The organism is Enterobacter sp. ECC-219, assembly GCF_043966805.1.
Taxonomy (GTDB): domain Bacteria; phylum Pseudomonadota; class Gammaproteobacteria; order Enterobacterales; family Enterobacteriaceae; genus Enterobacter; species Enterobacter cloacae_N.
The window spans coordinates 2,476,132-2,489,011 of record NZ_CP143680.1 but is presented as its reverse complement, the minus strand read 5'-3'; the positions used below and the strand labels follow the sequence as shown (position 1 = coordinate 2,489,011).

Here is a 12,880-nt window from a genome sequence, read left to right as displayed (position 1 = left end):
CAATAGCGAAACAGGACGTTTGAACACAGGAAAGACATGACCCAGTTACCAAAATTTACCGTCGCCCTTTTGCACCCCCGCTATTGGATGACCTGGCTTGGCATTGGCTTTTTATGGCTACTGGTACAGCTTCCCTACCCTGTTATCTTCCGGTTAGGTAAATCATTAGGCCGACTCGCGCAAATCTTTATGAAACGCCGCGCCCGCATCGCGTATCGTAATCTTGAGCTGTGCTTTCCGCAGATGAGCGAGGCAGAACGTCATGATATGGTCTCGAAGAATTTCGAATCCGTCGGCATGGGGCTCATGGAAACCGGCATGGCGTGGTTCTGGCCGGACAAACGCATGGCGCGCTGGAGCAAGGTGACCGGAACCGGCATGGAGCCGGTGCATACTCTTCAGGCCAATCAGACCGGCGTGCTGCTGATCGGCGTCCATTTCCTGACGCTGGAAATCGGGGCGCGCATGTTCGGCATGCAGGCGCCCGGCATCGGGGTTTATCGTCCTAACGACAACCCGGTTATCGATCTCATTCAGACCAACGGCCGCATGCGCTCCAATAAAAGCATGATCGACCGTAAGGATCTGAAGGGCATGATCCGCGCGCTAAAGTCCGGTGAAGTAGTCTGGTATGCCCCCGATCACGACTATGGCCCACAGGCCAGCGTCTTTGTCCCCTTCTTCGCCGTCGACGAGGCCGCCACCACGACCGGCACCTGGATGCTGGCGCGGATGTCCAAAGCCGCCATTGTTCCCTTTGTTCCCCGCCGTATGCCGGATGGCTCAGGCTACGAGCTGATGATGCTTGAGCCGGAACTCACGCCGCCGCTGGAAGATGCGGAAACCACCGCGCGCTGGATGAACGGCGTTGTGGAGAAGTGCATCATGCTGGCGCCAGAACAGTACATGTGGCTGCATCGCCGCTTTAAAACGCGGCCAGAAGGCACGCCGTCCCGCTATTAATCCTTATGCGGCCTTCAGGGCCGCATGCTGTTTTAGCTTTAAAAGCTCCCCCTCATTGCGGCAATCATAACCCAGGCGCATAATTAGCAGGCTTATTACTTCATGCTTCAGGTGCTCTGCACCTCACTATGCGGATTGTTATGTCACCCTCAGATGCCCCCATAAACTGGAAGCGTAACCTCACGGTTGCGTGGCTTGGCTGTTTTCTTACCGGCGCGGCGTTTAGCCTGGTCATGCCTTTCCTGCCGCTCTACGTCGAGCAGCTGGGCGTGACGGGCCACGGCGCGCTCAACATGTGGTCTGGCCTGGTATTCAGCATCACGTTTCTCTTTTCCGCCATTGCCTCGCCCTTCTGGGGCGGCCTTGCTGACCGCAAGGGACGTAAAATCATGCTGCTGCGTTCGGCACTGGGGATGGCCATTATCATGGCGCTGATGGGCGTGGCGCAGAACGTCTGGCAGTTTCTGATATTGCGCGCATTGCTGGGCTTATTGGGCGGATTTATTCCCAACGCGAACGCCCTGATCGCCACGCAAATGCCTCGCCATAAGAGCGGCTGGGCGCTTGGAACGCTCTCAACCGGTGGCGTGAGCGGTGCTCTGCTGGGACCGCTGGCGGGGGGGTTACTGGCGGATAACTACGGCCTGCGCCCGGTTTTTTTCATCACCGCGAGCGTTTTGTTTCTGTGCTTTATTGTCACCCTGCTCTGCATCCGTGAAAAATTTACGCCCGTCGCTAAAAAAGAGATGCTTCACGCCAGAGACGTGCTGACCTCGCTTAAAAATCCCAGGCTGGTGCTGAGCCTGTTCGTAACGACAATGATCATTCAGGTAGCAACCGGATCGATTGCCCCTATTCTGACGCTGTACGTTCGCGACCTGGCGGGTAATGTTAGCAATATTGCCTTTATCAGCGGGCTAATTGCCTCCGTGCCCGGCGTGGCGGCGCTGCTTAGTGCGCCGCGGCTGGGGAAGCTCGGGGACCGCGTGGGTCCTGAGAAGATCCTGATTTGTGCGCTGGTTATCTCCGTCCTGCTGCTCATCCCCATGTCGATGGTGCACTCTCCGTGGCAGCTGGGCGTGCTTCGCTTTTTGCTGGGCGCCGCCGACGGGGCGTTGCTGCCCGCCGTACAGACCCTGCTGGTCTACAACTCCACGAACCAGATTGCCGGGCGAATCTTTAGCTATAACCAGTCATTTCGCGATATCGGTAACGTCACCGGGCCGCTTCTCGGCGCGGGTATTTCCGCCAGCTTCGGTTTTCGCGCCGTCTTTATCGTGACGGCTGGCGTGGTGCTGTTCAACGCGATTTATTCGTGGTTCAGTTTATCCCGCGCGTTACGGCCGGTGATGGAATAAGACGAACGCCTGACGGCTTATTTTCGCATTCATACTTGCAGAATCTGATATTCAGCTATTCTTTCCCTGAAACCTTCTGGAAAACAGGGAGACACCAATGACCATGTACGCCACGCTGGAAGAAGCTATTGATGCCGCTCGTGAAGAGTTCCTTGCCGATAATCCCGGTGTTGAGGAAGAAGATGCTGACGTGCAACAACTTAATATCCAAAAATACGTTCTGCAGGATGGGGATATTATGTGGCAGGCCGAATTCTTTGCCGATGAAGGCGAAGAAGGGGAATGTTTGCCGGTCCTGAGCGGTGAAGGTGCGCAGGCCGTTTTTGATGGCGACTATGACGAAATCGAACTTCGGCAGGAATGGCTGGAGGAGAATACGCTGCACGAGTGGGATGAGGGCGAGTTTCAGCTCGAGCCACCGCTGGATACGGAAGAAGGTCAAACCGCAGCCGATGAGTGGGACGAGCGTTAATTTACGCTACTCGTACGGGCCGTGGCTGGCATCAATCGGCAGCAACAGCGTGTCGAAAATCAGCGAAAACGGCAGATCGAGCACCGTCAGATAGCGCCATGCGGAATCGCGTACATCCCATTTCACGCCCGGATAGTACTGGTTGCCATGGCCCTGCCCTGGAATGGTGCGGCTGATGATACTGCCGCAGCCGCTTAGCAGGCATGTCATCATAACGACGATGATTATTTTCATCAGTAACCTCTAAAAAAATACCGGCCTCGCAGCCGGTATTTTATCTGGAGGGTGGCGCTATGCTTACCCACCCTGCTTAACCACTTACTTGGCCTTCAGCGCCAGCGGGTTCAGCTTCAGCTCTTTGTAGTAGTTCACCCACGAAGAATACTTCTCCGGAGCGGACCATACGCGATAGTGAAGCCTTGCCATCGTGACCGGATCGCTCAGCAGCACCAGACGACGGTCGCGATTGAGTTTTTCCGGGGTCTCGTTAAGCGCCTGCTCAACGTGACGATCGCGGGCAATCTCCAGCACCTGGCTTGCGCGGTGGCGCGCAGTGGCCATCGCCGTCGCCAGGGCGTTGAATGACGGGTTAAACACAGCGTGCATAAAGCCATCATCCAGCGTGCGGCTGCGGTTCTGCTCCAGGTAGGTATCGGTATCCACCAGCACCTGCGGCGGGGAATACTCTTCCGGGATCAGGAACAGTTTCCAGCGCTTGGTACGCAGCCCCACCGTTGACCGACTGGAGATCACAGACACAAACGGCGACAGGATCAGCGAGAAGACAATCGGTGCCAGCCAGAACAGGAAGCGCAGATCCAGCCAGGCCATTCCGGCCGCCCACACCAGCCCCAGCAGCAGCTGAGAACCGTGGCGCATAAAGGCTTCACTCCATGGCGTGGAGTCGTCATCACGCTGCGGTGAGTTCCAGACCACTTCCCAGCCCAGGAACGCACTGACCACAAACACGGTGTGGAACAGCATACGCACCGGCGCCAGCAGCACGGAGAACAGCACTTCCAGCAGCAGAGAAAGGGTCACGCGGAAGAAACCGCCGTACTCTTTCGAGCCTTTGCACCAGATCAGGATGATACTGAGCAGTTTAGGCAGGAACAGCAGCACCATGGTGGAAGCAAACAGCGCAATCGCCAGCTCAGGACGCCACTGCGGCCACACCGGGAACAGCTGGCGCGGTTGCAGGAAGTATTGCGGCTCCGTCAGGGCATGGACGACCTGCAGCGCAGTGGAGAGCGCGAGGAACATAAACCACAGCGGTGCGGAGAGATAAGACATCACGCCCGTCAGGAACACCGCACGGTGAACCGGGTGCATCCCTTTAACGAGGAACAGGCGGAAGTTCATCAGGTTACCGTGACACCAGCGGCGGTCTCGCTTGAGCTCGTCCAGCAGGTTCGGCGGCAGCTCTTCGTACGATCCCGGCAGGTCGTAGGCAATCCAGACGCCCCAGCCAGCACGACGCATCAGCGCCGCTTCCACGAAGTCATGCGACAGAATCGAACCGGCAAACGAACCCTCGCCCGGCAGCGGCGCCAGCGCACAGTGCTCAATGAACGGCTTCACGCGGATAATAGCGTTGTGGCCCCAGTAGTGCGATTCACCCAGCTGCCAGAAGTGCAGACCGGCGGTAAACAGCGGCCCGTAAACACGGGTGGCGAACTGCTGGCAGCGCGCGTACAGGGTGTCCATACCGGACGCTTTTGGCGAAGACTGAATGATGCCCGCGTTCGGGTTGGCTTCCATCAGGCGCACCAGACCGCTCAGGCAGTCACCGCTCATGACGGAGTCAGCATCCAGCACAACCATGTAGCTATACTGGTTACCCCAGCGACGGCAGAAGTCATCGATGTTGCCGCTTTTACGCTTCACGCGACGGCGGCGGCGGCGATAGAAGATCTGCCCTTCGCCCTGCACTTCCGCAATCAACTCCATCCAGGCTTTTTGCTCTGCCACGCAGATATCCGGGTTGTAGCTGTCGCTCAGGATGTAAACGTCGAAATGCTCCGCGTTACCGGTCGCCTTTACGGACTCCCAGGTCGCACGCAGGCCCGCAAATACGCGGTCAACGTCTTCGTTACAGATAGGCATAATCAGCGCGGTACGGTGCTCAGGATTGAGGGGTTCATCCCCGACCGTTGACGCCGAAATGCTGTATTTGTCCCGTCCCATCAGCAGCTGCAGGAAGCCCATCAGCGCGGTCCAGAAACCGGCCGATACCCAGCAGAAGAGAACCGCGAACAGCAGGAGAATGCCGCTTTGCAGAATGTACGGCAGCAGCTGCATGAAGGAGACCCAGAGATCCTGGCCCATCATGTCAGTCGGGTTGATAAACGCCCAGCCCTGGTAAGGCAGAATGGTTTTCATGTACCAGGTCGCGACAACCGTCTGCGCCAGCGTCAGAAGCAGCAGGATATAACGGCGGATTGTGCCCACGGTACGCCATTTCTGTTCAGAGGCCTGCTCTTCTTTCGTCAGGCGCGACAGATAGCGCGGCGTGACGTCACGCCCGCGCAGGCGATCCCAGAAGCGGCCAACCGGGTTGGTGCGCCATGGATCGGGGAACATTGAGGAACGCGTCGCCTTCGGCATGGCCTGAAGCTGATCGCGTCCTTCGTCGTCTTTAATCAACTGCCCTTCTGCCAGCGAGTCCGGCCAGGCCTGCTCCAGACGCGCCTTGACTGACCCCAGCGGCGTATCATCATCACGGGAAAACTGACGATGTTCGCCATCCAGCGCGGTATGAACCGCGCGGATGTCGCTCTTAGGCAGCGCCGCTTTTTCGATATCCGTCAGCGGCATGGCATCAATATATTCAGATGTATTATTCATTGGCAGGTAGCTGGTAGCTCCAGGTTTCACTCAGCGGCTGATCTTCACTGACCAGCGCAGCACGCATTTCAGTGGTCTGTTTCGGATCTTTCACTTTCACGCGCAGGGTCAGACGCCAGCCTTTGGTTACCGGGTTGTAACGCACGGTGTTCTCTACGATTTCACCGTTGTCACCGATGCTGGCCTGGGCCGACACCGCAGTATCCGGAGCCAGTTTCTTCATATCCTGGCCGGTGAAGTCCACGACAAACGCCACCGTACCGTCAGGCTGACGGATAAGGTTAGACTGCTTCACGTCACCCGTAGAGCGGCGAGTCTGCGTCACATACGCGTTATCCGGCGCATGCAGCTTATCTTCGTCGCGGCTGAAGGTAATGGTGTACTTGAAGTTCATCTCTTTACCGGCTTCCGGCAGTTGATCCGGCGTCCAGTATGCAACGATGTTGTCGTTGGTTTCGTCGTTGGTTGGAATTTCAACCAGCTCTACCTTGCCTTTACCCCAGTCGCCTTTCGGCGTAACCCAGGCGCTTGGACGCAGGTCATAGCGGTCGTCAAGATCTTCAAAGCGAGAGAACTGACGGCCACGTTGCAGCAGGCCAAAGCCCTGCGGGTTTTCCATCGCAAAGCTGCTGACCGCCAGATGTTTCGGGTTATTCAGCGGACGCCAGATCCACTCACCGTTGCCGGCATGAATAGACAGACCGTTGGAGTCATGCAGTTCCGGGCGGAAGTTGGTGGCTGGTGACGGCTGGTTCGGCCCAAACAGGAACATACTGGTCAGCGGTGCAACGCCCAGTTTGCCCACTTTGTCACGCAGGTAAACCTTAGACTGCACGTCAACGACCGTGTCACGACCCGGCATAATCACAAAGCGATAGGCACCGGTTGCACGCGGAGAGTCGAGCAGCGCATAAATAGTCAGACGTTTGTCCGTTGGTTTTGGACGTTCAATCCAGAACTCACGGAAACGCGGGAACTCTTCACCTGATGGCAGCGCGGTATCAATAGCCAGACCGCGCGCAGAAAGCCCGTACACCTGACCCGCGCCAATCACGCGGAAGTAGCTGGCGCCAAGCATGCTGACGATTTCGTCGTTTTTATCTTTGCTGTTGATCGGGTAAAGGACTTTGAAGCCTGCGAAGCCCAGGTCTTTCACCGTATCTTTGTCGTGTTGCACATTGCCAAAATTGAAGTAATCCGGGCTGTACTTGATCTTGCGTACCGCGGTTGCCGTCACTTCATTGATGGCAACAGGCGTGTCGAAGTACATACCCTGATGATAAAATTCAAGCTTGAACGGGGTTTTAATGTTGTTCCAGTACGCTTTATCGTGGTTGAACTGGATCTGCTGATAGTCCGCATACTTCATGTCGCGGAAAACGGAGGGCAAGTTACTTTTCGGCGCTTCGTAGCTCTTGCCTGCCATCGATTTTGCCTGTTTTGCGACATCGTCGATGTTAAAGGCCAGTGCCGATGAGGTATACAGTGATAACACCACTGCAGCACCCAACCAACGCATTTTCATCATCTGTGGTTTATGTTTCATAATAAGTAAGCACTTCCCCCTTTGTGTGCTTATATCGATCCGATCCATTTTAATGGAAACTCAGGCAATCCGACAACATAATCACTGCTTTGTTCAGCTGCTGGCTCATGGATTAAGCAAATGAAAGAACCCGCTATTCACTTTGCGTGCTTATCCTGGAGACAGTGTGTCGGTCTTGGTGTAGGGTTGGCTTCGAATGTAACCATTATGAGTCTTAGGGATAAGGCGAAAAGTCTGAGAATGCACAACGTTATATGAGCACAACACCGATACAACGGGAATATTTCCTCGACTCGATCCGGGCATGGCTGATGCTATTGGGGATCCCCTTTCATATTTCACTGATTTACTCCAGCCACACGTGGCATGTTAATAGCCAGATGCCCTCCTGGTGGCTGACGCTGTTTAATGACTTTATTCATGCTTTCCGCATGCAGGTGTTTTTTGTCATATCCGGCTATTTTTCGTACATGCTTTTTTTACGCTACCCGCTTAAGCGCTGGTGGAAAGTGCGCGTGGAGCGCGTCGGTATTCCCATGTTAACCGCCATCCCGCTGCTGACGTTGCCGCAGTTCATTATGCTGCAGTACGTTAAAGGCAAGGCGGAAAACTGGCCGAATCTCTCGCTGTACGAAAAGTACAACACGCTGGTCTGGGAACTGGTGTCTCACCTCTGGTTCCTGCTGGTTCTGGTGGTGCTGACCACGGTCAGTCTGGTGATTTTCAGCCGCCTGCGCCGCCATCTCAGCACGACGGCCGACTCTTTCTTCACCAACATCACGCTGGGCAGACTGTCGGTGCTCTTCTTACTGCTGGGGATCGCTTATGCCGCGGTGAGACGCACGCTGTTTATCGTCTATCCACCGATACTGAGCGACGGCCTGTTCAATTTTGTGGTGATGCAGTCGCTGTTCTACATTCCGTTCTTTTTAATCGGCGCGCTGGCCTTTATTCATCCGAAGCTTAAAGCGCTGTTTACTACCCCGTCACCGTGGTGCGCGGTAGGTGCGGCCATCGCCTTCGTGGCCTATCTGCTGAACCAGCGATACGGGAGCGGCGATGCCTGGATGTATGAAACAGAAAGCGTGATCACTATGCTGTTGGGCCTGTGGATGGTGAATGTGGTGTTCGCCCTCGGCCACCGTTTGCTGAACTTCAAGTCCAGCCGCGTGACCTACTTCGTCAACGCTTCACTGTTTATCTATCTGGTGCATCATCCTCTGACGCTGTTCTTCGGGGCATACATCACGCCGCATATCGCATCCAACACGCTGGGCTTCTTTACCGGGCTGGTGTTTGTGGTGGGGATTGCCGTCGTACTCTATGAGATCCATCTGCGGATCCCTCTCCTGCGCTTCCTGTTTTCAGGAAAACCACAGCCGAAAGCCGCCTGAGCAGCGCGGCGCACGGAGTGCGCCGCCCTTGCTTCAGCTTTCCAGCTCTTGCCTGCGCTGAGTCAAAAGACGCTGATACAGATGCGTGGTGTCTTCATCGAAGCAGACAAAAATCACCTTCTCTGGCAGCGGCTTGAGTGAAAGATAACGGTAGACGGTATCTACGGCGATGGCCGCCGCAGCCGCCTTTGGATAACCATACACGCCGGTGCTGATGGCCGGAAACGCCATCGTTTTGAAGCCGTTGTCGGCGGCAAGCCGTAGACAGTTCCGGTATGCCTCTTCCAGAAGACTCGCTTCATGCCGATCGCCGCCATGCCACACGGGCCCGACAGCATGAATCACCGCGTTGGCGGGAAGGTTGCCCGCAAGCGTAATCACCGCATGTCCCGGAGGGCATTCACCCTGTTGCTGACGCACGATTTTACAGGCTTCCAGTAACTGCGGTCCGGCAGCCCGATGAATAGCGCCGTCTACTCCTCCTCCCCCCATCAGGGAAGGATTGGCCGCATTGACGATGACGTCGACATGGACGGTCGTAATATCGCCATGAATAACTTCAATTTGCGGTTTCATAAAGCCCCTCTGCTGCCCGCCTTTTTTATAAGTGTATCGCAGAGGGATTATTGAGAAAACGACAGGCCTAAAACCGCGCCCACCAGCGGGCGCGCACGGGTACTAACGGTACTGGATCTGAACAACCGCGAGCGTTTTTTCAGGATTCAGGTACGTCATATTCACTGTCGCCAGGCTGGAAGCCGTCGACTTGCCGTTCAGCGCATCGTCATAGCTGATCGTACGCGTTTGCATACGGTTTTTTTCCGGGCATGACAGCGCAAGCTGCCGCTGTTGCGGTGTGACTTCACAAGGGTCAGCAACGATTGCACCGCGAAAGTGAATAACACCACCTTCCGCAATAGTGGCTGAATAAGCTGGAGCGATTAAAGCAGAAACGAGCAGGCCCAGACCTGAAATAAGACGAGCAAAATAGTGGGTCACGATATGTACTCCTCAATGAAAATCGTCCATGAGGGGCAAACGCGCTTCATTATGCAAACGAAGGCTGACGTTACGGAACCAAACAACGCAGTTCCTGATAACAGCTTAGTTCAACGGCAAATATTCGCAATACATTGATTTCATGAATATTTACAGCGTACCCCCGGCTGGCGACCACTGCTGTGATAAATGAAGCGCTTTTCCATCCGTGACGGTGACGACGATTTTTACCGTGTCTCCCGCAGAAATAGTTAAACTCAACCGCGTTAAATCAATCGCCTGATTAGCGGGGATAAAAAGGGTATTTTGCTGCCGTGAAGCACTTTGCCCACTCTGCCCTTCTTTCAGTGAGAGGATCTGAACCTGACAATCACACGGTTCCGACAAAATGACCTGCGGAATAATGGTTGTCATATTTCCCTGCTGTGACGTTTTAAAAGCGATCTGCCCGGAAAGCGCGGCAAGGAGAATGAAGGTATTCATGAGGAACTCCCGAAAAAAAACAGGGCATCGGCCCTGTTTTTTTGTATTCCAGATTTCAGTATCAGTACTGATGCGCTGTCGCGTGGTTACCAAAGCCAATCTGGGTCACGTTGACAGTGGAGTTAGACGCCGTCTGGTCTACGAGCGCACCGTTAAGGCCGCCGTACTGGCTAACATTCATAACGGATTTTTTGCTGTTCCACTGATCGAGTGTCGCACTGTTGCCGAAACCGTTCTGGGTCAGGTTGATTTTACTGTCGTCAGAACCCTGACCGACATCAGCCCCGTTACCACCACCGGTCTGGCTAATATTCAGAACGGAATTTCTGGCATCCGTCTGCAGGGCCAGCGCTGAGTTACCGCCACCGTTCTGGTAAATATTCAGAGTTGAATTTGGACCACTGTATCCGCCCTGACCATGACCGTGTCCATGACCCCATCCGCCCTGATTAATCATACCAGCCATAGCACTACCAGAAACTACGATTGCTGCAAGTGCTGCCACTTTGATAAATTTCATGGTAAACCCCCATCGGATTGATTAACATCGTCGCGAAATAACTAGCGCTGAATAACGCGAATTGCCATCTGCGACTGTTTCTGCACTACAACTGCGGTTTTCTGCGTACCGTACTGCGTAATATTTGCTCTATTACCCGACCCTTTCTGGATAATTTTCGCACTATTACCATATCCATCCTGCGTAATGCCTGCATCGTTCCCGTTACCGCTCTGATCGATCCAGGCAATATTATAAGTCCCTGATTGATCAACTCTCGCTCTGTTGCCTGCCCCATCCTGGGAAATGACGGACAAGAGTTTCGATCCTTCCTGGCGAAGCTGAGCGTCATTAAACACGCCCTGTTGACCAATAATGGCTGCCTGATTTAATGATGAATGACTTAATTCATTAACCGCAAAATTATATTCAGCGTTTGCCAAATCTGAATTCGATGCGGTTACAAATCCAGGCGCACCCAGTAATGTAAACATCAAAAATAACGCTGTGTTTTTCATGTTGTCACCCTGGACCCGGCTACCTGAAAACACCTTGATCGTATTTCGTATTAAACGACTCGTTTTTTTGTTAACGCGTCGTTACGGTGAAGAGTATGTCCGCTGAAACATTTTAAATATCTCACCCGCGCGGCTTATTTTTATTTTTCAGCTCACCACAAAGTTGTAATTTGCACCATAAAAGGCATTAATCAGGCCGGTTTTATTTTTTATGAAATATTTATGCGTGGCATGCTGTACAACGGCGAGAAAGCCGCCCATGCCCCTTCCCGCGTTGTTTAAGCGTAACGCCAGGATGACATTTTCTTTAGTGCGTGACACAAGGCGAGTTTTCTTAAGCCAGAAAAACCAGAACGGTATGACTTAGAAAGTATCAGTTACTCATACCTTGACACATACCAAATAAAATAATAAATACTTTAAATATCAATTGATTGATAATATTTGTATGATTTTTAAAATCTATGCACAACTATTTACATGTACAACTTTCATATCAAATAACAACATTAAAAATCTGCAATTTACACAAATTAATATTGATTTTTACATCTTGTTACATGATTAACACTTGCTTTAAAACTCGTAAAAGCTAGATTGAAATTAGATGTACGAAATTGGTTTTATATTTACCTCCCTGTGGAGGTTATGTTCTGTTTCTACACACAGCAGTGCAACATCTGTCAGTACTTCTGGTGCCCTCTTGTTTACAGAGAGGGCGGCTGTCAGGTGCCAAAAATAAGTGGGGTTTCATCATGTATAATGAAGTCCATAGTTTACATGGTCATACATTACTGTTGATCACAAAACCTTCTCTGCAAGCGACAGCTTTATTACAACATTTAAAGCAATCTTTATCACTGAACGGGAAATTGCATAATATTCAACGTTCTTTTGATGATATTGCGCCTGGCAGCATCATTCTGTTTGATATGATGGAGGCCGATAAAAAGCTTATCCATTACTGGCAAGATAACTTAAGCAGGAAAAACAATAATATCCGCGTGTTATTATTGAATACGCCTGATGAATATCCTTTCAGAGATATTGAAAGCTGGCCGCATATCAATGGCGTGTTCTACGTCACTGAAGAAGAGGTTCGGGTGGTAGATGGTCTGCAAGGCATATTGCGCGGCGAATGCTATTTCTCGCAAAAGCTGGCCAGCTACCTCATCACGCACTCCGGAAATTACCGCTATAACAGTTCGGAATCAGCGCTGCTCACCCACCGTGAGAAAGAGATCCTGAACAAATTACGCATTGGTGCTTCAAATATTGAAATCGCCCGTTCGTTATTTATCAGCGAAAATACGGTGAAGACGCACCTTTATAATCTTTTCAAGAAGATAGCTGTTAAAAACCGAACTCAGGCTGTTTCATGGGCAAACGATAACCTCAGGCGTTAATGACATGAAGCGCACGTTGAGTTGGATCGCCGCAGCGAGTCTCCTGCTCGCTGCTGGGAACCTACAGGCCGTTGAGGTCGAAGTTCCCGGATTGTTAACTGACCACACGGTCTCATCGATCGGGCACAGCTTTTACCGGGCCTTCAGCGATAAATGGGACAGTCCCTACACGGGTAATTTAACAATCAACGAGCGGCCCAGTGCACGTTGGGGAAGCTGGATAACCATAACGGCCAATCAGGACGTTATTTATCAAACGTTTTTATTCCCCTCGAAAACAGACTTCGATAAAAACGTAGCCTTAGCACTGGCTCAAACTGAAGACGCTATTAATCGCCTGCAAATAGATAAAGCCCTATTAAGCACCAGCGATTTAGCAAAAGATGAGTTCTAGC

General features: G+C 52.8%; 15 protein-coding genes. 6 read left to right on the top strand and 9 right to left on the bottom strand.

The genetic code is table 11. The features are described 5' to 3' along the window. Positions 1 to 36 precede the first annotated feature (36 nt). From V1603_RS11690 to V1603_RS11680, 3 genes are all read left to right on the top strand, one after another. Positions 37 to 963 (top strand): Kdo(2)-lipid IV(A) acyltransferase, encoded by a 927-nt coding sequence (locus V1603_RS11690; protein WP_395313957.1) that lies wholly within the window; start codon positions 37 to 39, stop codon positions 961 to 963. 140 nt (positions 964 to 1,103) lie between these two features. Beyond that, a complete protein-coding gene (gene mdtG / locus V1603_RS11685; RefSeq protein WP_395313956.1) occupies positions 1,104 to 2,321 on the top strand; it encodes a multidrug efflux MFS transporter MdtG in 1,218 nt (405 codons plus the stop codon). A 97-nt stretch (positions 2,322 to 2,418) separates the two neighbouring features. Beyond that, positions 2,419 to 2,793 (top strand): MysB family protein, encoded by a 375-nt coding sequence (locus V1603_RS11680; RefSeq protein WP_008500834.1) that lies wholly within the window; start codon positions 2,419 to 2,421, stop codon positions 2,791 to 2,793. 6 nt (positions 2,794 to 2,799) lie between these two features. On the opposite strand, the gene V1603_RS11675 is transcribed toward V1603_RS11680, so the two are convergent. The 3 genes from V1603_RS11675 to mdoG form a co-directional block, all read right to left on the bottom strand. Further along, positions 2,800 to 3,027 (bottom strand): YceK/YidQ family lipoprotein, encoded by a 228-nt coding sequence (locus V1603_RS11675; protein WP_116340712.1) that lies wholly within the window; start codon positions 3,025 to 3,027, stop codon positions 2,800 to 2,802. An 84-nt stretch (positions 3,028 to 3,111) separates the two neighbouring features. After that, positions 3,112 to 5,640 carry a glucans biosynthesis glucosyltransferase MdoH gene (mdoH, locus tag V1603_RS11670; RefSeq protein ID WP_116340714.1) on the bottom strand — a complete coding sequence of 843 codons (2,529 nt, stop codon included), beginning with the start codon at positions 5,638 to 5,640 and terminating at the stop codon, positions 3,112 to 3,114. Then, positions 5,633 to 7,186 carry a glucans biosynthesis protein MdoG gene (gene mdoG, locus V1603_RS11665; RefSeq protein WP_116340716.1) on the bottom strand — a complete coding sequence of 518 codons (1,554 nt, stop codon included), beginning with the start codon at positions 7,184 to 7,186 and terminating at the stop codon, positions 5,633 to 5,635. Before mdoG ends, mdoH begins: the two co-directional genes overlap by 8 nt. A gap of 254 nt (positions 7,187 to 7,440) precedes the next feature. Between mdoG and mdoC the strand changes: the two genes are divergently transcribed. Continuing rightward, positions 7,441 to 8,580, top strand: coding sequence for a glucans biosynthesis protein MdoC (gene mdoC, locus V1603_RS11660; RefSeq protein WP_163328724.1), 1,140 nt, complete (start codon positions 7,441 to 7,443; stop codon positions 8,578 to 8,580). A 33-nt stretch (positions 8,581 to 8,613) separates the two neighbouring features. Here the strand turns inward: mdoC and ymdB are convergent, their stop codons facing one another. From ymdB to V1603_RS11630, 6 genes are all read right to left on the bottom strand, one after another. Further along, positions 8,614 to 9,156, bottom strand: coding sequence for an O-acetyl-ADP-ribose deacetylase (gene ymdB, locus V1603_RS11655; RefSeq protein ID WP_395313955.1), 543 nt, complete (start codon positions 9,154 to 9,156; stop codon positions 8,614 to 8,616). Positions 9,157 to 9,258: 102 nt separating this feature from the next. After that, positions 9,259 to 9,579 carry a type 1 fimbrial protein gene (locus tag V1603_RS11650; protein ID WP_320720524.1) on the bottom strand — a complete coding sequence of 107 codons (321 nt, stop codon included), beginning with the start codon at positions 9,577 to 9,579 and terminating at the stop codon, positions 9,259 to 9,261. Between the two features lie 150 nt (positions 9,580 to 9,729). Further along, complete coding sequence (gene csgC / locus V1603_RS11645; protein ID WP_116340724.1) at positions 9,730 to 10,062, bottom strand: curli assembly chaperone CsgC; 333 nt, start codon at positions 10,060 to 10,062, stop codon at positions 9,730 to 9,732. A 61-nt stretch (positions 10,063 to 10,123) separates the two neighbouring features. Further along, positions 10,124 to 10,582 (bottom strand): curli major subunit CsgA, encoded by a 459-nt coding sequence (gene csgA / locus V1603_RS11640; protein ID WP_080327570.1) that lies wholly within the window; start codon positions 10,580 to 10,582, stop codon positions 10,124 to 10,126. 41 nt (positions 10,583 to 10,623) lie between these two features. Next, complete coding sequence (csgB, locus tag V1603_RS11635) at positions 10,624 to 11,079, bottom strand: curli minor subunit CsgB (protein WP_116340726.1); 456 nt, start codon at positions 11,077 to 11,079, stop codon at positions 10,624 to 10,626. Positions 11,080 to 11,226: 147 nt separating this feature from the next. Further along, positions 11,227 to 11,400 (bottom strand): hypothetical protein, encoded by a 174-nt coding sequence (locus V1603_RS11630; protein ID WP_395313954.1) that lies wholly within the window; start codon positions 11,398 to 11,400, stop codon positions 11,227 to 11,229. A gap of 434 nt (positions 11,401 to 11,834) precedes the next feature. Between V1603_RS11630 and csgD the strand changes: the two genes are divergently transcribed. Together csgD and csgE are read left to right on the top strand one after the other, a co-directional pair. Then, a complete protein-coding gene (gene csgD, locus V1603_RS11625; RefSeq protein WP_028012677.1) occupies positions 11,835 to 12,485 on the top strand; it encodes a biofilm master transcriptional regulator CsgD in 651 nt (216 codons plus the stop codon). Between the two features lie 4 nt (positions 12,486 to 12,489). Next, complete coding sequence (gene csgE / locus V1603_RS11620; RefSeq protein ID WP_048998812.1) at positions 12,490 to 12,879, top strand: curli production assembly/transport protein CsgE; 390 nt, start codon at positions 12,490 to 12,492, stop codon at positions 12,877 to 12,879. Position 12,880: the final 1 nt, after the last annotated feature.

Bases quoted from the DNA above. Each gene is read 5' to 3' on its own strand.
- V1603_RS11690 (WP_395313957.1), top strand. From the start codon at position 37: ATGACCCAGTTACCAAAATTTACCGTCGCCCTTTTGCACCCCCGCTAT.
- mdtG (WP_395313956.1), top strand. From the start codon at position 1,104: ATGTCACCCTCAGATGCCCCCATAAACTGGAAGCGTAACCTCACGGTT.
- V1603_RS11680 (WP_008500834.1), top strand. From the start codon at position 2,419: ATGACCATGTACGCCACGCTGGAAGAAGCTATTGATGCCGCTCGTGAA.
- V1603_RS11675 (WP_116340712.1), bottom strand. From the start codon at position 3,027: ATGAAAATAATCATCGTCGTTATGATGACATGCCTGCTAAGCGGCTGC.
- mdoH (WP_116340714.1), bottom strand. From the start codon at position 5,640: ATGAATAATACATCTGAATATATTGATGCCATGCCGCTGACGGATATC.
- mdoG (WP_116340716.1), bottom strand. From the start codon at position 7,186: ATGAAACATAAACCACAGATGATGAAAATGCGTTGGTTGGGTGCTGCA.
- mdoC (WP_163328724.1), top strand. From the start codon at position 7,441: ATGAGCACAACACCGATACAACGGGAATATTTCCTCGACTCGATCCGG.
- ymdB (WP_395313955.1), bottom strand. From the start codon at position 9,156: ATGAAACCGCAAATTGAAGTTATTCATGGCGATATTACGACCGTCCAT.
- csgC (WP_116340724.1), bottom strand. From the start codon at position 10,062: ATGAATACCTTCATTCTCCTTGCCGCGCTTTCCGGGCAGATCGCTTTT.
- csgA (WP_080327570.1), bottom strand. From the start codon at position 10,582: ATGAAATTTATCAAAGTGGCAGCACTTGCAGCAATCGTAGTTTCTGGT.
- csgB (WP_116340726.1), bottom strand. From the start codon at position 11,079: ATGAAAAACACAGCGTTATTTTTGATGTTTACATTACTGGGTGCGCCT.
- csgD (WP_028012677.1), top strand. From the start codon at position 11,835: ATGTATAATGAAGTCCATAGTTTACATGGTCATACATTACTGTTGATC.
- csgE (WP_048998812.1), top strand. From the start codon at position 12,490: ATGAAGCGCACGTTGAGTTGGATCGCCGCAGCGAGTCTCCTGCTCGCT.